General features: G+C 65.4%; 20 protein-coding genes. 6 read left to right on the top strand and 14 right to left on the bottom strand.

Annotated features, from left to right (window positions below):
• Positions 1 to 13: 13 nt before the first annotated feature.
• From C1922_RS02945 to C1922_RS02895, 11 genes are all read right to left on the bottom strand, one after another.
• Positions 14 to 1,102 carry an acyltransferase gene (locus C1922_RS02945; RefSeq protein WP_108748424.1) on the bottom strand — a complete coding sequence of 363 codons (1,089 nt, stop codon included), beginning with the start codon at positions 1,100 to 1,102 and terminating at the stop codon, positions 14 to 16.
• Positions 1,099 to 2,253: a glycosyltransferase family 2 protein gene (locus tag C1922_RS02940; protein ID WP_108748423.1), complete on the bottom strand. Its 1,155-nt coding sequence runs from the start codon at positions 2,251 to 2,253 to the stop codon at positions 1,099 to 1,101. Before C1922_RS02940 ends, C1922_RS02945 begins: the two co-directional genes overlap by 4 nt.
• Complete coding sequence (locus C1922_RS02935; RefSeq protein WP_234413456.1) at positions 2,253 to 2,555, bottom strand: hypothetical protein; 303 nt, start codon at positions 2,553 to 2,555, stop codon at positions 2,253 to 2,255. The genes C1922_RS02940 and C1922_RS02935 overlap by 1 nt, the downstream gene beginning before the upstream one ends.
• A gap of 16 nt (positions 2,556 to 2,571) precedes the next feature.
• On the bottom strand, positions 2,572 to 4,527 hold the full coding sequence (locus tag C1922_RS02930) for a glycosyltransferase (protein WP_234413455.1): 1,956 nt from the start codon (positions 4,525 to 4,527) through the stop codon (positions 2,572 to 2,574).
• Entirely contained in the window at positions 4,524 to 5,600 is a 1,077-nt protein-coding gene (locus C1922_RS02925; RefSeq protein ID WP_108751460.1) for an SDR family oxidoreductase, read from the bottom strand. Before C1922_RS02925 ends, C1922_RS02930 begins: the two co-directional genes overlap by 4 nt.
• A gap of 49 nt (positions 5,601 to 5,649) precedes the next feature.
• The gene (locus tag C1922_RS02920; RefSeq protein WP_108748421.1) at positions 5,650 to 6,459 is read right to left on the bottom strand and encodes an FkbM family methyltransferase; all 810 of its coding nucleotides are present in this window, start codon (positions 6,457 to 6,459) and stop codon (positions 5,650 to 5,652) included.
• 50 nt (positions 6,460 to 6,509) lie between these two features.
• Positions 6,510 to 7,685, bottom strand: a complete 1,176-nt coding sequence (locus C1922_RS02915; RefSeq protein ID WP_108748420.1) for a cystathionine gamma-synthase — start codon at positions 7,683 to 7,685, stop codon at positions 6,510 to 6,512.
• A 123-nt stretch (positions 7,686 to 7,808) separates the two neighbouring features.
• On the bottom strand, positions 7,809 to 9,179 hold the full coding sequence (locus C1922_RS02910; RefSeq protein ID WP_108748419.1) for a pyridoxal-phosphate dependent enzyme: 1,371 nt from the start codon (positions 9,177 to 9,179) through the stop codon (positions 7,809 to 7,811).
• 404 nt (positions 9,180 to 9,583) lie between these two features.
• Complete coding sequence (locus C1922_RS02905) at positions 9,584 to 9,820, bottom strand: YdcH family protein (RefSeq protein ID WP_108748418.1); 237 nt, start codon at positions 9,818 to 9,820, stop codon at positions 9,584 to 9,586.
• A 323-nt stretch (positions 9,821 to 10,143) separates the two neighbouring features.
• Positions 10,144 to 11,028 carry an OmpA family protein gene (locus tag C1922_RS02900; protein WP_108748417.1) on the bottom strand — a complete coding sequence of 295 codons (885 nt, stop codon included), beginning with the start codon at positions 11,026 to 11,028 and terminating at the stop codon, positions 10,144 to 10,146.
• Entirely contained in the window at positions 11,025 to 11,390 is a 366-nt protein-coding gene (locus C1922_RS02895; protein WP_108748416.1) for a DUF4398 domain-containing protein, read from the bottom strand. Before C1922_RS02895 ends, C1922_RS02900 begins: the two co-directional genes overlap by 4 nt.
• Before the next feature lie 123 nt (positions 11,391 to 11,513).
• On the opposite strand from C1922_RS02895, the gene C1922_RS02890 reads away from it, so the two are divergent.
• The 3 genes from C1922_RS02890 to C1922_RS02880 all read left to right on the top strand — a co-directional run bounded on the left by C1922_RS02890 (position 11,514) and on the right by C1922_RS02880 (position 15,451).
• Entirely contained in the window at positions 11,514 to 12,644 is a 1,131-nt protein-coding gene (locus tag C1922_RS02890) for a PilT/PilU family type 4a pilus ATPase (RefSeq protein ID WP_108748415.1), read from the top strand.
• A 70-nt stretch (positions 12,645 to 12,714) separates the two neighbouring features.
• Positions 12,715 to 14,004 carry a putative DNA modification/repair radical SAM protein gene (locus C1922_RS02885; protein ID WP_108748414.1) on the top strand — a complete coding sequence of 430 codons (1,290 nt, stop codon included), beginning with the start codon at positions 12,715 to 12,717 and terminating at the stop codon, positions 14,002 to 14,004.
• A gap of 1 nt (position 14,005) precedes the next feature.
• Positions 14,006 to 15,451: a UdgX family uracil-DNA binding protein gene (locus C1922_RS02880; protein ID WP_234413454.1), complete on the top strand. Its 1,446-nt coding sequence runs from the start codon at positions 14,006 to 14,008 to the stop codon at positions 15,449 to 15,451.
• Positions 15,452 to 15,657: 206 nt separating this feature from the next.
• Here the strand turns inward: C1922_RS02880 and C1922_RS02875 are convergent, their stop codons facing one another.
• Genes C1922_RS02875 through C1922_RS02865 form a run of 3 tightly spaced genes read right to left on the bottom strand, consistent with a single transcriptional unit; the run spans position 15,658 to position 18,172 of the window.
• Positions 15,658 to 16,488 carry a hypothetical protein gene (locus tag C1922_RS02875; RefSeq protein WP_159091844.1) on the bottom strand — a complete coding sequence of 277 codons (831 nt, stop codon included), beginning with the start codon at positions 16,486 to 16,488 and terminating at the stop codon, positions 15,658 to 15,660.
• An 8-nt stretch (positions 16,489 to 16,496) separates the two neighbouring features.
• Positions 16,497 to 17,168, bottom strand: a complete 672-nt coding sequence (gene maiA / locus C1922_RS02870; RefSeq protein WP_108748412.1) for a maleylacetoacetate isomerase — start codon at positions 17,166 to 17,168, stop codon at positions 16,497 to 16,499.
• 14 nt (positions 17,169 to 17,182) lie between these two features.
• A complete protein-coding gene (locus tag C1922_RS02865) occupies positions 17,183 to 18,172 on the bottom strand; it encodes a fumarylacetoacetate hydrolase family protein (protein ID WP_108748411.1) in 990 nt (329 codons plus the stop codon).
• Positions 18,173 to 19,115: 943 nt separating this feature from the next.
• On the opposite strand from C1922_RS02865, the gene C1922_RS02860 reads away from it, so the two are divergent.
• The 3 genes from C1922_RS02860 (at position 19,116) to C1922_RS02850 (ending at position 22,093) form a co-directional block, all read left to right on the top strand.
• A complete protein-coding gene (locus C1922_RS02860) occupies positions 19,116 to 20,525 on the top strand; it encodes a DEAD/DEAH box helicase (protein WP_108748410.1) in 1,410 nt (469 codons plus the stop codon).
• Positions 20,526 to 20,753: 228 nt separating this feature from the next.
• Positions 20,754 to 21,377: a hypothetical protein gene (locus tag C1922_RS02855; protein WP_108748409.1), complete on the top strand. Its 624-nt coding sequence runs from the start codon at positions 20,754 to 20,756 to the stop codon at positions 21,375 to 21,377.
• Between the two features lie 92 nt (positions 21,378 to 21,469).
• Positions 21,470 to 22,093, top strand: a complete 624-nt coding sequence (locus C1922_RS02850; protein WP_108748408.1) for an outer membrane beta-barrel protein — start codon at positions 21,470 to 21,472, stop codon at positions 22,091 to 22,093.
• Positions 22,094 to 22,769 lie beyond the last annotated feature (676 nt).

The following is a 22,769-nucleotide window of genomic DNA, read 5'->3' as shown; positions in this document are numbered from 1 at the left end:
CCGAAGGGACGGATCAGGACACAGCAGGCTGTGCCGCCAACTGACCTTCCCTGCTGGCCGCCCGGGGCGTCTTCGGCTTCAGACGCAGCGCCGGCTGCTCAATCAGGTGCCACGACAACCAAGCGAGAACGAAGGTAATGGCCAGTGCCATTCCCAGGCTCTGCAAGAAGGAGAGCCGATCGCCCAGCGCCCAGATGATCGTCTGCTGGACCGGAAACGCGTAGATGTAAATGCCATAGGAAAGGTCGCCGAAGCGCCCGAACCTGCGCAGCACCGGAAAACTGGCGTTACCCAGAGCGACGAAGATGAAGGGCGTAATCACGAACGCCGCTATCAGCTGATGGTCCAACGCTACCAGCACGCCGCCCATCACAACCGCCAGCAACAAGGTCATCAATGCCCGCGCGGGGGTCGACCAGATCTCGCGGAAGTAATGCAGCAGGACACCGGAGAAGAAGAACGTTGCAAACTCCACTTCGTGGATCCGCCCACCACCGTTTCGGAACACGCCCTCTGCATCGTGGATTCCGTAGTACCAGACCGCCAAGGCGACGGTCATTGCCAGCAGCAGCCAGCGCCAGCGGAGCACACCGATCATGCCCAGCAGCGCCAGGTATCCATAGCAATGGACTTCAATCGGAATCGTCCACAGCACGCCATTCGGAATGTAGGCAACCGGGCTCTGCGGGAAAACGCCCTGCAGGAACGGCTGTACCTGGAACAACATGGTCTTGAAATACGTCCAGGTCAGCTCGTCGCTGAAGTAATCCGCCAACGGCATCGTGGTGACAATTGGACCCAGGACCAGTGCGCACAGCAGCAGGACGCACAACAGGCCCGGCCAGATGCGAAGCAGGCGACGATGCGCGAAGCGGATCAGGTTCGGATCCCGTTGCCAGCTCTGCGCAACGAGGAACCCGCTGATGGAGAAGAACACGAAAACACCAAATCCCCCCAGCGTCTGGTACTTCAGCACCAAGGGCTCTGGCAAGGCCGAGAGCGCAAAGTGGTGGCTGATGAGAACGCTGGTCGCCGCCACGAAGCGGACGAAATCGAAATTATTGGTCCGATGGCTCAGCTCCGCCTTCTTTTCATGAGTCATATGCGCACCGGATAGGAGTTGAAGCAGCTCTCCACCGAGCCCGCAAACTGACTCTCCAGGGCAGAGGCAAGCTGCCCGCGATCAAACAGATTCACCACGCTTGGCTCACTGCCAAAAGCGTCCCGGATCGTGTGTGCGATATCCCCCTTCTGCACGGCAAGGGGCAGACGGAAACCACGGAACGTTGCAACGACATCATCCGTGACGCCATCCGGCGACAGCAGGATATTGACTCTGCTCTCATCACTGCGGTCCCGCGCCACCCAACCAACGTCAATGCCGTAACCGAACTGCTGCCCGGCACTGATCACCAGCTTGCGGATGGCGTCTTCATGGGCACGGGCAAGAACGCCGGACTGTACGAACGCGTCCACCTGCTGGCGGAACAGAGGGTAGCGCAGATCGATGATCGCCTCGTTGCCCGGAACGGTGGTTGCGTTGGGCGAAACAATACCGGCGTCCAGGTTCGAGCCGCGGCCGTGATGGAACACGTAGGTGCCCGGTGCCAAGGCAATGCGGTAGCCCGCCGCCAGACTGCGCAGGCTCCAATCCGTTTCTTCGCAGTAACCACGACCGAAACAGGGATCCATGATGCCGACCTCGCGGACGACATCGGTCGAGATGAGGATGCAGAACGAGATACCCGCTGGGATATCCATCGCAGCATTGCCGAAATGCCCGGCCAAGCCAGCATGCACCCAGTCCACCACACCCTGGTCGTGCAGGAAGCGGTTGGGGTCTTCATTGGGCAGCGAGTAGATCGAAACATTGTTCGACCATGCGGTAACCGAACCGATACCCGGCTGGCGCGATACCTCCAGCATCTGCCCCATCAGGTCGCGCGGGTACAGCACGTCGGAGTTGCTGATAACCACGTAGTCGTAGCCACGCTTGACCGCGGTCAGCATGCCCAAGCTTACATTGCGGGGAATTCCGAGGTTGCGCGGGGTACGGTAGTACATGACCTCGCGCTCACGACAGAACGCGGCCAATTCCTCGCTCCAGCCCGGCTCGGGACTGGCATCATCCAGCACCAGCACATCGATCTGCGCGTGCGTCTGGTCCATGCGGATCGCACTTTCAATGGCAGCCGGAACAAATGCCCGCCCGTTGTAGACGGTGATGCAATGAAGGATGCGCGGCCGTGCCATCAGAGGAACCGCCGCAGCTTGCCGCTGAAGATCGCCGCGATCTGCACCGCCCGCGAAGAACGCACGCGCTCGAAGCGTTCCTGCAGCTGGGCATGCTCGGTCACCAGGCCCGGGGCCGGCGTGCCGGCCGCGGCCCGCATGGCCTGCTCGACCTTGATCCGCTCCAGTTCCGAACGTGCGCTGATCAGCTCACGACTCATCGACGTCAGGCGCGACGTCAGGTCCATTACACGGGCGTTGGCAACTTCAAAGTCGATCAGCGCCTGTTCCAGGGAAATTCCATCCAGGTCAGTGGTATTCATGCGTTCAATTCTTCCATTAATGGCGCGGTGCGCCGGCCAGAATCTGGCGGTAGGCGTGGACCAGGTCGGTGGCGGTTGCATCCCAGGTCAGGGCCGCACCGCTCACCAGGATGTGACGGATGTTGCGGGCACCCTGCTGCGGATCCTGCAGCAGCTGCTGGCAGTAATCTGCCATCTTCGCAGGGTCCCAATCGCGCGGCAGGTCTGGTGAATCGATCAGCTCGCGCAAGGGCCCGAAGTTGACGTGAGCGGTCGGCGTACCCATGGCAGCCGCCTCGAACGGCACCAACCCGAAACCTTCCGCGGAAGTGGGATACAGCACGATCGCGGCATGGCGCAGCAGCCAGTTGCGTGCGGCACTGCTCACGTCAGGCAGCACCAGCAGCGCGTCCTCGGACGACTTCCGCCGCGCCAGCGCCTCTTCCTGCCGCGACGAACCCTTCGCGACAACGGCACCGGCCAGCACCAGACCGATGGCATGACCGCGCTCACGCAGTGCATTCCAGGTGCGGATGGCGAGGTCGCGGTTCTTGTGCGAATAGCTGGCACCCAACACCAGCAGGAAGGGCATGGCAGCCATGCCGCGCTCCACGAGCTCTGCCGGTACCTGTTCGACATCGGTATCGCCAAGGTGATCACCGCCGTTCTTGGCGATGTGGATACGCTGCAGGTCCACTGGCAGGCGCTCTTCCACGATGGAATCGCGCGTATCGGCCGAGATCGCCACGATCGCATCGGCATTGCGCGCTGCAGTTTCAATGTTGCTGCGGTACTGCAACCAACGTTCGCCGGTGTCGTGGTAGCTGCCGATGCGGTAGGCGATCAGATCCTGCAGGGTCACCACGGTGCGCTTGGCAAGCTGCTGCCAGCGATCCCAGGGAATCAGGCTGTCGGGCTGGAAAGGACGATGCAGAATGTCCACCTCATCGGCCCCTTCGAAACGCAGGTCAGCCGCGTTGCACAGGGTCACCTTGGGCTGCAGCATCAGGTCTGCCGCGTACACAGGCAGATGACCGTGCGGCACGGCAAGAATCAGACGGCTCACATCGTCACGTCGAAGCAGCGCACGCACCAGCGCCAGCGTCTGCACCTGCGTACCCATCTCCATCGGCCCCAGGCAGGAGCCGTCGATCAGGATACGCAGCCCCTGCACCTTCGACCGGGCCACATCCAGTGCGATGGCCAGCGGCGATTTCGACGAGCTCCGAAGCTGGTCATGCAAGGCGGGGAAGCTACGGTCGACGGCGTGCAGTGACGCGCGTGAAGCCGCATCCTCGGTCGCTTCTACCGGCGCACCGGCGCTCGTCCACTGTGCGGTGACATAGCTGCCAGCATCCAGCACGTGGCGGAACCCGCGGCGTGAACTGCGCAGACCGAATTCAGCCAGCGACAGCGAAACAAGATTGTCACGCTGGTCATCCAGCCCGCCCAGCGCGCGCAGTACCGAGGCATTCACCAGCACGGCCGGGCCCACCGGGACCTGCAACGACACCGGGCCACTATCCGGAGCCGTCTGGCGCAGGCGCTCGCAGACACCGGCCTCATCCATGCCGCCAATACCGTAGGGCGTTGGCGAATTGCGGTAGGGGAAACTGAGCATCCCAGCCGCGTTGGAGAGGAACGAAACCGAAGCGATGCGTGGGTCATCACGCATCCACGCCAGCGCGCGGCGCAGCAGCGCCGGGGGCACCGCGACAGGCGAGCCGACCACAAGCACGGCCTCCACGGCCTGCTGCTGCTCCAGCACGCCCGCCACACCGGCCGACAACGTCCACATCGGCAGCAACTGTGCGGCAGAACCCTTGAAGCAGCGCTCCGCGTTCATGTGATCCCAGGCCGCGATGAAGCAGGCTTCGCTGTCCTGCAGGGTGCCCAGCGAACGGACGGAGTCCAGCCAGTCCTGCGGCGATCCCGTGATTGCCGCCACCGTGACGACCGCCATGGAGCTCGCACCGGACACGGTCTGGCTCATGCGTAACCCCGCTCGATCAGCCATTCGCCAACGCGGCGCGCACCTTCATCGAAGGAAACCCGCGCCTGCACATCCAGCCCAGCTGCCAGGGGGGCTGCATCGGCAACGGCCCACCGCACGTCACCATCGCGGAACTTGCCGCATACCACCGGTTCCGGCGCGCCGTGCATGGAAGCGATGGAGCGGGCGGCGTCTGCAATGGTCGTGACCACGCCACTGCCGACATCCAGCGTGCGCACGCTGGTCGGCGGCTTGCGCAGGCCGGCAATCAACGCCGCCACGACATCGTCGATGTAGACAAAATCGCGACCGATCTGACCATCTTCATAGATGTCCAGCGCCTGACCCTTGCGTGCCAACCGGTGGAACAGCGTGATGATGCCGGTATAGGCATTGAACGGGGACTGGCCAGGGCCATACACGTTCTGCAGGCGGAACACCGACAGCGGGACCTGCATGGCGCCGCACCAGGCCGCCAGAATGTGTTCCTGCGCCAGCTTGGTACCACCATAGACGCTGGTCGGCGCCGGGTACACGGTTGCTGCCGAATGTGGCAACGGCTGCGCAGGACCGGTTGCCGACGGCGACAGCGCGTCCCACTGCGCCTGGGCCAGCACCGCATGCGAACGCGGCGGCGGATAGAACGTGGTGCCATCGGCATCGCGCCAGGCGCCCTCGCCATACACCGCGCGACTGGAGGCCAGCAGCACATGGTCAGGTACCAGCTTGCGTGCGGAGAATGCGTCCAGCATCGCGGTCGTGCCCACCACGTTGACGTGGGCGTGCCGGGACGCTTCCGTCAACGACTGGCCGGTACCGGTTTCGGCGGCCAGGTGCACGACGATGGCAGGGTGCCAGCGATCGAGGACCTGCTCCCACGTGCTGGCTTCGGTCACGTCGCCCACGTGCAGTTCGACGTCTGCGTCGAGCGCATCGGGACGGCGCGATTCGGCGTGGATCTGGGGGTGCAGGTTGTCCACCGCAACGATGGGCAAGCCGAACTGCTTGAGATGCGATGAGAGCGCGCAGCCAATGAAACCTGCGCCACCGGTGACGATTACTGCCTTCTGCATTGTCATGAATTCCTTCTTCGTTCTTCTAGTCGTTACCACGCAAAAACGCTCAGCCGCGCGACAGCAGCAGATCCACCTGGCCGGATGTGCCAGCAGAGCTGCAGTAGCGCATGATCTCGCTGTTGTTCAGTTCCTGCAGTGTTCCGTTGCCTATCACCAGCACTCGCAGCCCGAAGGCGCGGTAGGCATCCAGCGCCTGCAAGGGGTCGATATGCTCGGCTCGCAGCAACTCTGGGCTGAACTCGACCACGATGCGGATATCCGGCGAACGTGCAATAACGCCGGCCATGCCGCGCAGCACCTGCAATTCGTAGCCCTGCACATCGATCTTGACCAGATCGGCCTGGAGATCGGGATAGAGCGCATCCAGACTGATGCAGGGTGCCAGCATGTCGACTTGCTGTTCATCCACGCCGCGGGTGTCGCCCAGGTTGTTGCGGGAGCTGCGCAGACCGATCACGCCGCGTTCTTCGCCGAGCGCGCAGCCGTGCACGCGAACGCGGTCACCATGCGGCCATACGTTCAGCTGCAGCAATCTGCTCATCTTCGGTTGCGGTTCGAAGGCCAGGGTGCGCAGCGCGGGATGGTGCTTGGACAGCAGGCACGAGAAATAGCCCACGTTCGCGCCAACGTCGATGAACAGCCCGTCGCCGCGGTTCCTGGCGGCGTCCAGCAGGACACGGCCTACGGCTGGATCCCAATGCCCGCTGTTGCGCGCATGTTCGCGCATCACCAGATCATCCAGCGGAAACCAGAGATCGCCTGCGTCGGTGGCAACACGCTCAACCGGCCAGTCCTGGATGCCCTCCGGCACACGCGACGCAATGGTTTCTCCCTTGCCACGGTCATATGCGTTCATCTTCTGCTCCAGGTTGCAGTCACCACCCAGCCGCGCCCCAGGCGCGGCGCTTATGCCGCCAGCGCCCTTTCCAGATCCACCTGCAGATCCCCCAGCTCCTCCACGCCCACGCTCAGCCGCACCAGCGCATCGCTGATCCCCAGCTGCTCGCGGCGTGCCACCGGAATCGACGCATGGGTCATCACCGCCGGGTGGTTCACCAGGCTTTCCACGCCACCCAGCGATTCGGCCAGAGTGAACAGCTCGGTCTTTTCGCAGAAGCGCTTGGCCGCCTCGAAACCGCCCTTCAGCACGATCGAGACAATGCCGCCGAAGCCGGCCATCTGCTTGCCCGCAAGTTCATGCTGCGGGTGCGAAGGCAGGCCCGGGTAGATCACTTTTTCCACCGCCGGGTGCTTTTCCAGCCACTGCGCCAGCGCCATCGCATTGGCGCAATGCGCCTTCATGCGCAGCGGCAGCGTCTTCAGGCCGCGCAGGGCCAGGAAGCTGTCGAACGGGCCCTGCACGCCACCAATGGAGTTCTGCAGGAACGCCATCTGCTCGGCCAACGGCGCATCGTCACCGACCACCACCATGCCGCCGACCATGTCCGAATGGCCGTTGAGGTACTTGGTGGCCGAATGCAGCACCAGATCGGCGCCCAGTTCCAGCGGCCGCTGCAGCATCGGCGAGGCGAAGGTGTTGTCCACCACCACGATCAGGCCATGGCGCTTGGCGATGGCAGCCACCGCGGCGATGTCCACGATCTTCAGCATCGGGTTGGTCGGGGTTTCAATCCAGACCATCTTCGTCTGCGGGGTGATCGCCGCTTCGAAGGCGGCCAGATCGGTCAGGTCGACGAAGCTGAAATCCAGGCCGGCGGTGCGGCGGCGCACGCGCTCGAACAGGCGGAAGGTGCCGCCGTAGATGTCATCCATCGCTACCACGTGGCTGCCGGCGTCCAGCAGTTCCATCACGGTGCTGCTGGCGGCCATGCCCGAAGCGAAGGCAAAGCCACGGGTGCCGGCTTCCAGCGAGGCCACGCAGCGCTCGTAGGCGAAGCGGGTCGGGTTGTGCGTACGCGAGTACTCGAAACCCTGGTGCTCGCCCGGGCTGGACTGTGCGTAGGTGGAGGTGGCGTAGATGGGCGGCATCACCGCGCCGGTGCTCGGATCGGGCGACTGGCCGCCGTGGATGGCCAGCGTGGCCAGGGCCAGCGCGCGATCGGGCTTGGAAGCGTTGGACATTTCGTTTCCTGAATGGCGCCGGTGTTCGGCGCCGTCGAAGGAGCGGGAGTCTATCAGCGCGCCCTTAACGGGCTTTGACGCGGATAAACCGGGATTCAGCAGCGAACGCGCGCGATCGTGCGCTTACTGCACGCGGCGGCGCAGGAATTTCAGCAGGTCGATGCGGGTAATCAGGCCCAGGAAGGCGTTGCGGTCCATCACAATCGCCACCTGGCCGCGATCAAACACCGGCAGCAGGGCCTCGATGGGCGACTTCACGTCCAGACGGTCCAGCTTGCTGACCATGGCCGTAGCCACCGGGTCGCGGAAACGCGCTTCGTCGCCATAGACGTGCAGCAGTACGTCGCTTTCATCGACGATGCCGACCAGCTGGTCGCCGTCCATCACCGGCAGCTGCGACACGTCGTACAGCTTCATGCGCTGGTAGGCGGTGGTCAGCAGGTCGTTCGGGCCGATCACCACGGTGTCGCGCTGGCCGTACGGGCGCAGGATCAGATCGCGCAGATCGCCGTGCTGCGGGCGCTCCAGGAAGCCGTTGTCCAGCATCCAGTAGTCGTTGTACATCTTTGACAGGTACTTGTTGCCGGTGTCGCAGACCAGCACCAGCACCTTCTTCGGCGTGGTCTGCTCCTTGCAGTACTTCAGCGCCGCGGCCAGCAGGGTACCGGTGGACGAACCGCCGAGGATGCCTTCCTTGCCCAGCAATTCGCGGGCGGTGTGGAAGCTCTCGGCGTCGGTGATGGCATAAGCCTTCTTGACGCGGCTGAAATCGGAGATCGAGGGCAGGAAGTCTTCGCCGATGCCTTCCACCAGCCAGCTGCCGGACTTGTCGTTCAGGTTGCCGTCGTTGATGTACTCGGCAAGGATGGACCCCACCGGGTCAGCCAGCACCAGCTCGGTCTTCGGCGACAGCTTGGCGAAGGCGCGCGACAGGCCGGTCATGGTGCCCGAGCTGCCGCAACCGAACACGATCGCGTCCAGGTCACCGCCCATCTGTTCCAGGATTTCCGGGCCGGTGCCGAATTCGTGCGCGGCCGGGTTGTCCGGGTTGCCGAACTGGTTGATGAAGTAGGCGCCGGGGGTCTGCTCGGCGATGGTCTGGGCCAGATCCTGGTAGTACTCCGGGTGGCCCTTGGCCACGTCCGAACGGGTCAGGCGCACTTCGGCGCCCATGGCCTTCAGGTTGAAGATCTTTTCCCGGCTCATCTTGTCGGGAACCACCAAGATGAGCTTGTAGCCCTTCTGCTGCGCGACCAGAGCCAGGCCCAGGCCGGTGTTGCCGGCGGTGCCTTCCACCAGGGTGGCGCCGGGCTTCAGATCGCCGCGCTTTTCAGCGGCCTCGATCATCGACAGGCCGATGCGGTCCTTGATCGATCCGCCCGGGTTGGCGCTTTCGAGCTTCAGGTAGAGCTCGCAGACACCGGTATCCAGGCGCTGGGCCTTGATGATCGGGGTCTTGCCGATGAGTTCGAGGACGGAAGAATGGATGGGCATTCGGGGACTTTCGTTTCGCGCCGCGCAGGGCCGGACCATGGATTATCCGACGGATGGCGCCGAAAGTCAGGCACCGCGATGCGTGCGTGTCTGTAGAGCCGAGCCGTGCTCGGCTGGACAGCGACCAGGGCGGGCCAACCAAGGTTGGCCCCTACCAAAGCGGGGTCAGGCGGGCCAAGAAAGGAGGATGCGGACGGCCCCGGATCGACGAGGAGACCGGTACCGCCCGCATCGGTGGACTCAGGCTGCAGGGTTTTCCACAGGCCGGGGCCTGCGGGCCAAGGCACCACCGCCTGTGGTGCCTTGGCGCGGCCGCCGTTTCCGGCGATACCGCGGGGCCAGGTCACGTGCCTGGCCGGGCCTTCGATGGCCGGATCACGCCGTTCCGGGCGTGAGCGCGTGCGTCAGTGCGTGGGGGACGTCGTGGGGAGCGGGGTTTCGTACATACGCAGAAGGCGTTGCTTGGCCAGCAGCTTCTCGCGCTTCATTCGACCCAGGGTGACATCATCGATCGGGAGGACACCCAACTCCGCGTCCATGCACTTCTTGTTCAACTTACGGTGCTGGTCATGGAGTGCCCGGAACTCCGGATCACACGCGCGACGGGCGTCGATCTCGCTCTGGGGCTGATCTTCAAACATGATGGACCTCCTTCGACAGATACACGAACGCCCCGGCCGCAAGGCACGGGGCGTTGTTCATGGAGGAGCGCCGGGAGATGGCCACATGGGTGCGCACCACGACCCGCGGCACTGGCCTGCGCACGTCGGTCTGCTGCGGTTCGCGCCCTGCTTGCATCGGCCCGGCCCTCCCATCGTCCGGTCCGCGGCATTGCGTCCCGGACGATTGACCCTACGCTTGCTGCAGGCCGGGTTCAAGCCCCTGCGACAAAAAGACCGAACCCCGCCGTGGCGGGGTTCAGGCTGAATACTCAAAGCAACGAAAAACAAACAAATTCAAGCAATTACGGGGCCACGATGACCTCGGCCGAGCGGGCTTTGGTGGACGCGGCCTTCTTGCCGGCCACCTGGATGCGGTTGCCTGCGACACCGGCCGCCACCAGCGCGTCACGCAGGGCTTCGGCACGCTTCTGGCCCACGCCGGTGGCGCTGTCGTAGGCCTCGATGCGCACCCGGCCCTTCTTGCCGATGTTCAGGTACTCGGCCAGGGCCTTGGCCTGGTTCTTCGCCCCGCCGGACAGGCCGGCCGCACCGGCGGCAAAAGCGTCGCCGCCCAGGGTGAAGACTTCGCCACGACCGTCGAACTTCGAGCCCGGCAGCTTCTGCCCGGACACCAGCTCGGCCTCTTCGCGGGCCAACTTGGCCGCGTTCTGCTGGGCCGCGCTCAGGCGCTGCTGCTGCTTGCCGGCCACGCTGGTCAGGGCGTTTTCGGCGTCCTGGCGGGCCAGGGTCTCGGCCTCGGCGGCCAGGCGCAGGCGCTCGGACTCCTCGGCCTGCATCTGCGCCTGCATGCGCAGCTGTTCGGCTTCCTGGCGGGCGCGGGCCGCGTCGCGGCGGCTGGCTTCGATCAGCAGGTCGCTGCGGGTGCGCTCCAGGTGGTCCACCTCGCGGGCGGCCAGGGCGGCGCGCACGCTGGTTTCGGCGATATCCACACGGCGCTCGGCCAGGTAGGTGGCCAGCTCCTGGTCGCGGCGCTTGGCCTTTTCCAGGGTAGCGATGGCCTGCTGGGCCTGCATGCGCTCGAAGGCGCCCAGCTCAGCGGTGTCCGGGTTGGCCTGGATCGCCATCAGGCGCTGGGTCAACTGCCCCACCATGGGGTTGTCGGCGGCCAGGGCCAGGCCCGGCAGGGCCAGCGCGGTGGCCAGTGCAAGGGTGGAAAGCGTCTTCATCGGCGGTCCTCCCCGGTCGACAGCTGGCGCTGCAGCTGGTTCACCTCGTTGCGGCGCAGCTGCAGCTGGGCGGTCGCGGTGGCCTCCTCGCTGCGGGCGCGGGCCAGGTCGGCGTCGGCGGCGGCACGCAGGGCCAGCGCCGGCGCGTTCTTGCGCTCACGGCGGTCGCCGGCGGCGCGCTGGGCCTGTTCCAGCCCCTGTCGGGCCAGGCCGATCAGGTCTGGCGCATATTGGTCGGCATCGGCCTGGGTGGCCTTTTCTACGGCCTGCTGGGCTTGGGCCAGTTCCAGGGCGGCTTCCTGCGCCCCAACGGGGGCAGACACCGCGAATGCCAACGCCATCACATACAGGCCCTGGCGCATTTGTGCGAAGCTAAGTCGTTTCATTGGGGAGGCCCGTGCCCGGTTGTCGGTACGTGGCCATTGTCGTCAAGCCGACGCCGTGCTTGCAACGGTCGCTGGCGGTTTCGTTGGGGAAAATTCGCGATGGATATCGGCTACTTCCTGAAGCTGATGACCGAAAAGAACGCCTCGGACATGTTCTTGACCACCGGCGCGCCGGTGTACATCAAGATCGAAGGCAAGCTGTACCCGCTGGGAAATACCGGCCTGCCGCCGGGCATGGTGAAGAAGATCGCCTACTCGCTGATGGACGAAGGCCAGGTGCCGCAGTTCGAGCGCGAGCTGGAGCTCAACATGGCCATTGCCCTGCCCGACGCCGGTCGCTTCCGCGTCAACGTGTTCAAGCAGCGCGGCGAGGTGGGCATGGTCATCCGTGCCATCCGCAGCCGCATTCCCAGCATCGAGGAACTCAATCTTCCGCAGGTGCTGAAGGATGTGATCATGACCCCGCGTGGGCTGGTGCTGGTGGTGGGGTCCACCGGCTCGGGCAAGTCCACCTCGCTGGCGTCGATGATCGACCACCGCAACAGCACCACCACCGGGCACATCCTCACCATCGAGGACCCGATCGAATACCTGCACAAGCACAAGATGTCGATCGTCAACCAGCGCGAGGTCGGGCTGGACACCCATGCCTTCCACAACGCGCTGAAGAACGCGATGCGTGAAGCGCCGGACGTGATCCTGATCGGCGAAATCCTGGATGCGGAAACGATGGAGGCGGCGATCGCCTTCGCCGAAACCGGCCACCTGTGCCTGGCCACCCTGCATTCCAACAATGCCGACCAGACCATCGAGCGCATCCTGAACTTCTTCCCGGAAAGCGCGCACAAGAACGTGCTGATGAACCTGGCGCTGAACCTGCGGGCGGTAATCAGCCAGCGCCTGGTGAAGAACAAGGCCGGACGCCGCCTGCCGGCCACCGAGGTGCTGATCAACACGCCGATGATCCGCGACTTGCTGCGCCGCGGCCAGGTGCACGAGATCAAGGCGGCGATGGAATCGTCGCTGGAAGAAGGCATGGAAAGCTTCGACCAGTGCCTGTTCCGGCTGGCCAAGAGCGGCGTGATCGAGCAGGAAGAGGCGCTGCGTGCGGCCGATTCGCGCGATGGTCTGGCGCTGAAGTTCCGCCTGTCCGAAGGCGGCAGTGGCGAGCACGATCCCTACGCCGATTTCTCCTCGGCCACCCAGCCCAGCATCACCCACGGGTTCTGAGCCGGCGGGAATCCTGAAGGGTTAAGGGGCTGTCTCACCGAATGAGACAGCCCCTGCGTAGGTTTCGGCCATGGAAACCCTTCGCAAGCTGGCCATCCTGGCCGATGCCGCCAAATACGATGCCTCCTGCGCTTCCAGTGGCGCCGGCAAACGCGATTCGCGCACGTCCGGCGGCATTGGCAGCACCGAGGGGATGGGCATCTGCCACAGCTACACGCCCGATGGCCGCTGCGTGTCCCTGCTGAAGATCCTGCTGACCAACTTCTGCGTGTACGACTGCGCGTACTGCGTGAACCGTGTCTCCAGCAACGTGCCGCGCGCGAGATTCAGCGTGGAAGAAGTGGTTTCGCTGACCCTGGATTTCTACAAGCGCAACTACATCGAAGGGCTGTTCCTTTCCAGCGGCATCATCCGCAACGCCGACTACACCATGGAACGCATGGTGGAAGTGGCCCGGCAGCTGCGCGAGGAGCACCGCTTCGCCGGTTACATCCACCTGAAGACCATTCCCGAGGCGTCGCCGGAACTGCTGGCCAGTGCAGGCCGCCATGCCGATCGCCTTTCGATCAACGTGGAACTGCCGACCGATGCCGGGCTGGCCGCGCTGGCCCCGGAAAAGACCAGCCATACCATCCGCGGCGCCATGGGCGAACTGCGCTGGCGCATCGACGAGGCCAAGGAGGCACGCCGCGCGCCGCCGGCCGTGGCGGCCACGGCCACGCCCACCCGCAGCGGGCGCCCGCGGCCGCCGCGCTTCGCCCCGGCCGGGCAGAGCACGCAGATGATCGTCGGTGCCGACGGGGCCAGCGACCAGCAGATCCTGCTCAGCGCCGATCGGCTGTACGGCAACTACCACATGCGCCGGGTGTACTACTCGGCCTTCAGCCCCATTCCCGACGCCAGCCGCCAGTTGCCGGTGCAGCCACCGCCGCTGCAGCGCGAACACCGCCTGTACCAGGCCGACTGGCTGCTGCGCTTCTATGGCTACGGCGTGGATGAGATCACCGACAACAGCGGCGACGGCATGCTGGATCTGGATATCGACCCGAAGATGGCCTGGGCGATCCGCCACCCGGAACGTTTTCCGGTGGATCTGAACCGTGCGCCGAAGGAACTGCTGCTGCGCGTACCGGGCCTGGGCGTGCGCAACGTGAAGCGGGTGCTAATGGCGCGCCGGCACGGTCGGCTGCGGGTGGCCGACGTGGCCCGCCTGAAGGCGCCAATGAGCAAGCTGCTGCCGTTCGTGCAACTGGCCGACCACCACCCGCGCAGCGCGCTGGACGATCCGGCCGCGCTGCGTGCGCGGCTGGCGCCGCCACCGCGCCAAGGGTCGCTGTTCGACATGCCACCGGCAGCCTGACGTGCAGCGCTGGTCGCTACGCGTGGACCCGCCGTGGTCGCTGCAGGCCTGGCGCGATGGCGCGCGGCAGGCGCTGCTGGCTGCGGTGCCACCATCGCAGCTGGACTGGTTGCCGGGCCATGAGGCCTCGCTGCTGGACGCCCCTGCCCTGCCCGACGCGGCGCCCAACCCGGCGCCGGGCGCGCAACCCGGTGTACCGCGCGATTTCCTGGAACTGGCCGCGACCGTGCTGTGCCACCGCGAGCCACAACGCATGGCCTTGCTGTACCGGCTGCTGTGGCGGATTACCCATGGCGAACGCGCCGTGCTGTCCAACCCGACCGACGCCGACGTATTGCGGGCCATGGCAATGGCCCAGGCCGTGCGCCGCGACACGCACAAGATGAAGGCCTTCGTGCGCTTCCGCGAAGTGCCCGGCGAACAGGACGCGTTCATTGCCTGGTTCGAACCGGAGCACCACATCGTGGACCGCGTGGCACCGTTCTTCGCGCGCCGCTTCGCCGGCATGCGCTGGGCGATCCTGACCCCCGGCCGCAGCGTGCAGTGGGACGGCCAGGCCTTGAGCTTCGGGCCGGGTGGCCGGCGCGAAGATGCGCCGGCCGAGGATGCGCGCGAGGCGTTGTGGCAGACCTACTACGCCAGCATCTTCAACCCGGCGCGGCTGAACACCCGGATGATGCAGCAGGAAATGCCGGCCAAGTACTGGCGGCACCTGCCCGAGGCGCAGCTGCTGCCGGGCCTGGTGCGCGAGGCGGCAGGCCGGGTGCAGGACATGCACGACCGTCCTGCCCAGGCACCTGCACGGCGGGTGCCGGCGCGGGTGCTGCCGGCCCCAGCCGTGGATGGGAGCCTGGCGGCGCTGCGCGCGCAGGCCAGCACCTGCCAGCAGTGCCCGCTGTGGGAGCCGGCCACCCAGACCGTGTTCGGCCAGGGCCCGGCCGATGCGCGGGTGATGGTGGTGGGCGAGCAGCCCGGCGATGTGGAGGACCTGAGCGGCCGCCCGTTCGCCGGGCCCGCCGGGCAACTGCTGGACCGTGCGCTGGCCGAGCTGGGCATCGACCGGGCCACGCTGTACCTGACCAACGCGGTGAAGCATTTCCACCACGAGCGACGCGGCAAGGTGCGGCTGCACAAGCGGCCGGAAAGCCGCCACGTGCATGCCTGCCGGCCCTGGCTGCTGGGCGAGATCGCGCGGGTGCGGCCGCAGCTGATCGTTTGCCTGGGGGCGACCGCCGCCATGGCCGTGTTCGGGCGGGACTTCAGCCTGGCCCGCGATCGCGGGCGCTGGCACACGCTGGACGATGGCACCCGCGGCTATGCCACGGTGCACCCGGCGTGGGTGCTGCGGCAGGGCGATGATGCGCGCCGCGAGGCCGGCTATCGGCTGTTCCGCGAGGACCTGCGGCAGATGCTGGTGAACGCGCAGGCCGGCCACGCGCGCGGGTAACTCCAGGGTCACACGCTTGGCCAAGTATCACGGCTTGCCCTCGTCGTTGCCGCGTGGCGGCGCGGCGCAAACAGGGCCGAAGGACCGTCTGGCTGGACTGCTGCTGCGGCCCTCGCAATCGTTGCTGATTGCGAGGCCTGCTCAAACAACGATGCCACCCACACCGGACTTGCTGAAAACCGGATGTCAGGGTTCATCTCGTGAGATCACCTGCGACTATAGACGTCGATCTGTTCGTCAGCTGAGTCTGAATTCCCCAGCTTTGTGACATCACTCCACAGATCCGCATTGGGTCGGGGATCTGGACCGGCCGCACTCACGCCCATGAGCTGTGCATTCATACCCAGCTGCCGCAGAAACTCAGTCGTGTACTGCTGCACGGCAGCAGGATTGGCGACCGATCCGGTTGGCAAGTTCCTACCAAGGAGATACTCCGCCCGGTGATCTCCCAGAATTTTGGCGACTTCGACCTTCGCTCGCAGCATGTCCTGCACCGTCTGAGCATCCATTCCCCTCTTAGTAAGCATTGCGTACTCGGCTGCGGCAGCCTCCTCGTATGCGTAGAAGGCTCCCTGCGTGGCGGCATTTTTCAAGGCCGGCATCGCTCCTGGCACTTGACCTCGCCGGATGAGAGCAATGCCGTACAGCATCTTCGATTTCGGATCAGCTGATCGCTCAAGTTCCTTCAGGTCAATCCTATCCAAAGCATCCAGTTCCGCCTGAGTGGGATAGTAATGCTTCTCGAGCCAAGCCAGCTCTGCCTTGGACAGTGCAACCAGCCGCGGGTCACTGGCCGCAAGCTGCGACGCGGGTACTTGGACAGAATCAATCCGCCCTTCAGCAAGGGAGCTTGCTCCAATGCTCTCCATTGTCCGCCCCCCTGCTTTGACTAAGCCGGATAACGAATCGGAGCCCGCATCGGCGCCCGAAATTGGCTCAGCCGATCCCGTTCGGAACCACATAGCCGCGCCTATCGCCACCCCGGCAGCAACAACTACAGCACCGATGACTGCAAGTTTCCCATTGAAGACAGCCATTGAATGACTCACCTCACCGCATCAACCTGGTTTTCCGGACGCGCGCGATCGAAGGCGTCCACGCCCTGGCAGGCGGCCTCGATGCGGCGCAGGGTCGGGTACGGCACCAGGTCCAGCCCGAACCGGTGCGCGTTGTACAGCTGCGGCATCAGGCACAGATCCGCCAAGGTCGGGCGATCACCGTGGCAGAAGCGGCCGGTGTCGCCACTGCTGGCCAGCATCGTTTCCATCGCCGCCAGCCCTTCGGCCATCCAGTGCAGGGTCCACTGCGTGCGTGCGTCGGCCGGCACCTGCAGATCGCGCTCCAGGTACTGCATCACCCGCAGGTTGTTGATCGGGTGGATATCGCAGGCGACCAGCTGCGCCAGGCCGCGCACACGTGCACGACCGGCGGCGTCGGCCGGCAGCAGCGGTACCTGCGGGAAGCGCTCGTCCAGGTATTCCAGGATCGCCAGCGACTGGTTCAGCGTATGGCCGTCATGCAGCAGGCTGGGCACCAGTTGCTGCGGGTTGAGCGCGGCATAGGCACCGGCATGCTGCTCGCCACCGTCGCGCACCAGATGCACCGGCCGGCCTTCCCAGGCCAGGCCTTTCAGTTCCAGGCCGATGCGCACGCGGTAGGCGGCGCTGGATCGCCAGTAGGTGTACAGCACGATGCCGTCATCAATCAGGAGGTCCATCGCCGCCTCCATGCTCAGGGCTTGGCCGCTTGTTCGATGCGCTGCTCGATGGCGCCGAAGATGCTGTTGCCGGCGGCATCAAGCATTTCAATGCGCACCACATCGCCGAACGACATGAACGGCGTGCTCGGCTTGCCGTCGCGCAGGGTTTCCACGGTGCGCTGTTCCGCGAAGCAGGAGGCACCCTTGCTGGTGTCTTCATTGGCGATGGTGCCCGAGCCGACGATGGCGCCGGCGCCCAGCGGGCGGGTCTTGGCCGCATGCGCGACCAGCTGGGCGAAGTTGAACTGCATGTCCACGCCGGCTTCGGGAGCACCGAACCAGGCGCCGTTGATGTGGGTCAGCAGCGGAAGGTGCACCTTGCTGTCCTGCCAGGCGTCGCCCAGCTCATCGGGGGTGACGAACACCGGCGACAGCGCCGAGCGCGGCTTGGACTGCAGGAAACCGAAGCCCTTGGCCAGTTCACCGGGAATCAGGTTGCGCAGCGAGACATCGTTCACCAGGCCGATCAGCTGGATATGACCGGCGGCCTGTTCGGCGCTGACTGCCATCGGCACATCGTCGGTGATCACCACCAGTTCGGCTTCCAGATCGATGCCGTAATCCTCGCTGGTCACCTTCACGGCATCGCGCGGGCCGTAGAAGGCGGCGCTGGTGGCCTGGTACATCAGCGGGTCGGTATAGAAGCTTTCCGGCACTTCGGCGCCACGGGCGCGGCGCACACGCTCGACGTGCGGCAGGTAGGCGCTGCCATCGACGAATTCATAGGCACGCGGCAGCGGTGCGGCCAGGGCCTGCGGGTCCAGGTCGAACACGCCATCGGCATCGCCGGCGTTCAGCGATTCGTACAGGGCGTTCAAGCGCGGTGCGACGTGGCTCCAGTCTTCCAGCGCCTGCTGCAGGGTGGCGGCGATGCCGGTGGCGCGTACGCCGTGGCGCAGGTCACGCGAGACGACGATGAGGGTGCCGTCGCGGCCGCCTTCCTTCAAAGAACCAAGCTTCATGGGTGGGTGTCCGGAGTCGTGGGCAAACAAGTTTCAAGTGTAATCAAATGCACGGTGCAGCCAAGCTGCAGCGCGGCATCGGCTCACCCTACCGCAGGAGGGGGTTCGGCAGGGCTTGCAGCCCTGCACCTGCTTGGAGCAACAGCAACGGCAACGTCAACGTCAAAAGCGGGCATTCCGTGGGATGGCGGGGCGGTGTCGGATTGCGGGGACGCCGTTAACCCATCCATGGGGGCTTGGCCGCGGCATCCATGCCGCGGACACCCCGCAATCCGACACCGCCCCGCCTTCGACAGGTTCACGCGGCTGTTGGTAACTGCGCCTGTCGTTCCGCGCGGCTGTTGGTAGGTGTCGACCTTGGTCGACACATCTGTCAGATATCGATTGAATTCATCCGTGTCGACCAAGGTCGACACCCACCAGAGCAGAATGCCGTTCCGACAGTTCGCGGCCAACTGTCGAAGGCGGGGTGGGTCCGGTTGCGGGGGTGTCCGCGGCATGGATGCCGCGGCCAAGCCCCCATGGATGGGTTAACGGCGTCCCCCGCAACCGGACCCACCCCGCCAACCCACGGATAGCCCGCTTTTGACGTTGACGTTGACGTTGACGTTGACGTTGACGGTAGCGGGTGCAGGGCGCAGCCCTGCCTGCCCCCTCCCCTTCCCTGAACAGGGGTTTTTGCGTGAGGTCTCAGGCTTCGGTTAGACTAGGCGGGTCTGCAGCGGCCGTCCGTTTCCCTTCGGGATCGCCGGCGACCGGGGTCCGCCCCTTCGCCCGCCCCCACTCCGACACCGTTCGTCACGCATTCCAGCCTGTGCTCCGCGCCGGCTGCACCCAACTTCTCGCAGCGCGGTTCACGGGAACGCTCCGAGTCAGCCGATCAGTTTGATCTGCCCCCGCCTGTCCGATCGGTCAGGCGTTTCTTGTACTTGGAGCAAACTCAATGTCTTTTGAATCGCTGGGCCTGGCGCCCTTCCTGCTGCGTGCGCTTGCCGAGCAGGGCTACGAAAACCCGACCCCGATCCAGCAGCAGGCAATTCCGCTGGCGCTGGCCGGTCGCGACCTGCTGGCCGGTGCCCAGACCGGTACCGGCAAAACCGCCGCCTTCGGCCTGCCGCTGCTGCAGCACCTGGGCACCGCGTCGCAGGAAGTGCGCAGCGGCCCGCGCAAGCCGCGCGCCCTGATCCTGGCCCCGACCCGCGAACTGGCCACCCAGGTGCATGACAGCCTGCGCGGCTACAGCAAGTACCTGCGCATTCCCAGCGCCTGCATCTACGGTGGCGTGGGCATGGGCAACCAGCTGGACATCCTGCGCCGTGGCGTGGATCTGCTGGTGGCCTGCCCGGGCCGCCTGATCGACCACCTGGAGCGTCGCAGCATCGACCTGTCCGGCATTGAACTGCTGGTGCTGGACGAAGCCGACCGCATGCTGGACATGGGCTTCCTGCCGTCCATCAAGCGCATCCTGGCCAAGCTGCCGAAGCAGAACCGGCAGACCCTGCTGTTCTCGGCCACCTTCGAGGACAACATCCGCCAGCTGGCGCTGGAGTTCATGCGCAACCCGGAACAGATCCAGGTGACGCCGAAGAACACCGTGGCCGAAACCATCACCCACCGCGTGCACCCGGTCGACGGCGGCCGCAAGCGCGACCTGCTGCTGCACCTGCTGGCGCAGGACAGCCGCGAGCAGACCCTGGTGTTCGCCCGTACCAAGCACGGCAGCGACAAGCTGGCTGCGTTCCTGGAAAAGTCCGGCATCAAGACTGCGGCGATCCATGGCAACAAGAGCCAGGGCCAGCGCCTGCGTGCGCTGGGTGATTTCAAGGCCGGCCGGGTGACCGTGCTGGTGGCCACCGATATCGCAGCGCGCGGTATCGACATCAACGAACTGCCGAAGGTGATCAACTTCGATCTGCCGATGGTGGCCGAAGATTACGTGCACCGCATTGGCCGCACCGGCCGCAACGGCGCCACTGGCCAGGCGATTTCGCTGGTCGCGCAGGATGAAGTGAAGCTGCTGCGCGCGATCACGCGTCTGCTGGGCCGCGACATGGATATCCGCGATGTGCCGGGCTTCGAGCTGCAGGTGCCGATCCGCTGGGGCAACAGTGCGCCGGGCAAGGCCGAGCACGAGACCGGTGAACGCGCCCCACGCAAGAGCCACGCCCGTCGTCCGCACGGCGATGCGCCGCGCCACGCGCATGCCGGCCCGAAGAAGTCGGGCGGCGGCCGTCGCGAAGGCGGTGGTAATGGCCAGCAGCGTGCAGGTGCGGGCGCCGGCCAGGGCCAGCGTCGTGGTGGCGGCGGCCGTGGCCGCGGCCAGGGCGGCAACGGCGGCGGTCGCGCCGGCTGATTACGGCGACGTTGCAGAACAGAAAGGGGCGCAGTGAAAACTGCGCCCCTTTTTCGTTGGCACGGGCCGCACCATCTTTCTGAACGGCTCGATACCGGGCGGTGTGCTCGGGACGCAGCCCGTTCACGCGGCGTGAAATATGGATAGACTCGGCCGGCGACACGACGTCGCAGCCGGGTCCCACCTGAGTGTCCCGGTCTGGATCGCTACCCGATAAGGACACGCATGATGCGCAAGATTCTCCTGGCCTCCACGTTGCTTCTTGGTGCTCCGCTGACGGCCATCGCCGACGACGGCATGAGCTACACCTATGTGGAGGGGGGCTGGAACCAGCTGCAGATCAGTTCCAGTGCACTCAACGATCCGAAGGCCGATGGCGGATATGTGCGTGGCTCCTTCGCCATCGCCGAACAGGTCAACGTGTTCGGTGGCTGGTCGCGTGTGACCGACACCACCCGTTATGCCTATTCCAGCGTGAAGACCACGCTTGACCAGCCCCACCTGGGTATTGGTTATCACATGCCGATGAGCGATCGGGTGGACTTCACCGCAGACCTGGCGTGGAACCGCCGCCGCGGCAAGGGCGAAGTGCGTTCCGATGGGGTGACCTACTCCAGCACGACGTCGGTCAACACGGCCGTGGGCACGTTCGGCGTACGCGGCAAGCCGTCGGCGAAGACCGAGGCGTGGCTCAAGGCGGGCTACATCGACGGCAACAGCAATTTCGACGGCACGTGGACGGGCACCCTCGGTGGCCAGGTCAGCTTCAACCGCACCTGGGGTGTGGTTGCCGAGGGCCAGTTCTACGACGACTTCGCCGAGTACCGCGTCGGCGTCCGCGCAAGCTTCTGATCCGCCCGCGCTGCAAACCCAATGCCCGGCCCCGCACTGCGTTGCGGTGCCGGCGCCCACCTGCACCCTCGCTCGACACAAGGACTTGAACGATGCGCAAGATGCTGCTGGCAGCCAGCCTGTTGCTTGCACTTCCAGCACTGGCGACAGCCAGCGACGAGCTCAGCTACACCTACGTTGAAGGTGGCTGGAACAGACTGATTCTGGACGCCGGCAATGCCGGCGACTTCACCAGCGATGGCGGCTATGTACGAGGTTCGTTCGCCGTCACACCGCAGTTCCATGTGATCGTGGGCGCATCACGCGTCAGCGGCAGCGACTACGCCGGCGCTGCGAAGGTGAAAACCACAGTCGATGCCCCGTACCTCGGGCTGGGCTACCACGCGCCGATCAGCGACAGCGTGGATTTCACCAGCGAGTTCGCCTGGAACCACCGCTCTGCGGAGTCGGATTATCGCGTTGGCGATGAGCGGTCGCGCCAGACGTCGCGGTTCAATCAGGTGCTGGGCATGGTCGGTGTGCGCGGCCGGTTTACCGACCACCTGGAGGGCTGGCTGAAGGGCGGTTACGCGAACGGTGGCGACGGACAGGACGCACGTTGGTATGGCGTGGCAGGCGGCCAGTTGAACATTACCGATACCTGGGGCGTGGTGCTGGAAGGCCAGTTCGACAAGGACGCGTCCGAGTACCGGGCCGGCGTGCGCGCCAGCTTCTAGTCGTGCTTCCCGCTGCGCGGGGGGCTATCGGGGGACGGCGCTGACGCGCCGTCCTTTTTTTGGGCTGGCTACCGGGATGGCTTGAGAGCCTGCGGTTGGTTCTGCTTGGGGCGGATCGGGGCGGGGGGAGCGCGAAACACGCCGTTAACCCATCCATGGGGGCTCGTAGGCGCCTTGCTCGTGTGCGCAATCCTGCGCACACGGCAAGACCGGGGTTGGGCGTCCTGCCCAACCCGCCCGAGGCATGCCTCGGGCCCATGGCGCCTGCGGTTCTGCGCCGCCCCCGCTCCCCAACGCTACAGACATCTCCAGCGCCTTCTCGTCCCGCCGGGTAGCCGGGAGAAGAAAGATCAAGTTCAAATTCAAGTTCAAGAACAAAAGCCGAAGCAGGAGCTTCGGCTTTTGCTTTTGCTTTTGCTTTTGCCCTTGCTCCCGCCTTGGGGTTTGACGCGTCCGCGCCCGCTGGAAACTGTCTGGGGAGGACGGAGGGGTTGCGCAGGACCGCAGGCGCCATGGATGGCGCCTACGAGCCTTATCTGATGGAAATCTGGCAGCGTAGGTGTCGAGAGCCGGCGTGGGCCGCCGTATGAGCCTGGATCTCGACGATCGCCGTGTAGCTTGGCGCCCACGCCGGATTCTCCCTTGATCCGCCCGAACAGTTGCTGGAGCTGGACAC

It is taken from the genome of Stenotrophomonas sp. ZAC14D2_NAIMI4_7 (assembly GCF_003086675.1).
Classification (GTDB): Bacteria; Pseudomonadota; Gammaproteobacteria; order Xanthomonadales; family Xanthomonadaceae; genus Stenotrophomonas.
Note: the sequence above shows the minus strand (reverse complement) of the source record. Positions and strands in the feature narration are given on the sequence as shown.

What these genes read in the sequence shown, in the direction of transcription:
- C1922_RS02935 (WP_234413456.1), bottom strand. Translation starts at nt 2,555, where the DNA reads ATGAATACCACTGACCTGGATGGAATTTCCCTGGAACAGGCGCTGATC.
- C1922_RS02915 (WP_108748420.1), bottom strand. Translation starts at nt 7,685, where the DNA reads ATGTCCAACGCTTCCAAGCCCGATCGCGCGCTGGCCCTGGCCACGCTG.
- C1922_RS02945 (WP_108748424.1), bottom strand. Translation starts at nt 1,102, where the DNA reads ATGACTCATGAAAAGAAGGCGGAGCTGAGCCATCGGACCAATAATTTC.
- C1922_RS02920 (WP_108748421.1), bottom strand. Translation starts at nt 6,459, where the DNA reads ATGAACGCATATGACCGTGGCAAGGGAGAAACCATTGCGTCGCGTGTG.
- C1922_RS02850 (WP_108748408.1), top strand. Translation starts at nt 21,470, where the DNA reads ATGCGCAAGATGCTGCTGGCAGCCAGCCTGTTGCTTGCACTTCCAGCA.
- C1922_RS02885 (WP_108748414.1), top strand. Translation starts at nt 12,715, where the DNA reads ATGGAAACCCTTCGCAAGCTGGCCATCCTGGCCGATGCCGCCAAATAC.
- C1922_RS02875 (WP_159091844.1), bottom strand. Translation starts at nt 16,488, where the DNA reads ATGGCTGTCTTCAATGGGAAACTTGCAGTCATCGGTGCTGTAGTTGTT.
- C1922_RS02910 (WP_108748419.1), bottom strand. Translation starts at nt 9,179, where the DNA reads ATGCCCATCCATTCTTCCGTCCTCGAACTCATCGGCAAGACCCCGATC.
- C1922_RS02925 (WP_108751460.1), bottom strand. Translation starts at nt 5,600, where the DNA reads ATGCAGAAGGCAGTAATCGTCACCGGTGGCGCAGGTTTCATTGGCTGC.
- C1922_RS02890 (WP_108748415.1), top strand. Translation starts at nt 11,514, where the DNA reads ATGGATATCGGCTACTTCCTGAAGCTGATGACCGAAAAGAACGCCTCG.
- C1922_RS02860 (WP_108748410.1), top strand. Translation starts at nt 19,116, where the DNA reads ATGTCTTTTGAATCGCTGGGCCTGGCGCCCTTCCTGCTGCGTGCGCTT.
- C1922_RS02905 (WP_108748418.1), bottom strand. Translation starts at nt 9,820, where the DNA reads ATGTTTGAAGATCAGCCCCAGAGCGAGATCGACGCCCGTCGCGCGTGT.
- maiA (WP_108748412.1), bottom strand. Translation starts at nt 17,168, where the DNA reads ATGGACCTCCTGATTGATGACGGCATCGTGCTGTACACCTACTGGCGA.
- C1922_RS02895 (WP_108748416.1), bottom strand. Translation starts at nt 11,390, where the DNA reads ATGCGCCAGGGCCTGTATGTGATGGCGTTGGCATTCGCGGTGTCTGCC.
- C1922_RS02855 (WP_108748409.1), top strand. Translation starts at nt 20,754, where the DNA reads ATGCGCAAGATTCTCCTGGCCTCCACGTTGCTTCTTGGTGCTCCGCTG.
- C1922_RS02940 (WP_108748423.1), bottom strand. Translation starts at nt 2,253, where the DNA reads ATGGCACGGCCGCGCATCCTTCATTGCATCACCGTCTACAACGGGCGG.
- C1922_RS02865 (WP_108748411.1), bottom strand. Translation starts at nt 18,172, where the DNA reads ATGAAGCTTGGTTCTTTGAAGGAAGGCGGCCGCGACGGCACCCTCATC.
- C1922_RS02930 (WP_234413455.1), bottom strand. Translation starts at nt 4,527, where the DNA reads ATGAGCCAGACCGTGTCCGGTGCGAGCTCCATGGCGGTCGTCACGGTG.
- C1922_RS02900 (WP_108748417.1), bottom strand. Translation starts at nt 11,028, where the DNA reads ATGAAGACGCTTTCCACCCTTGCACTGGCCACCGCGCTGGCCCTGCCG.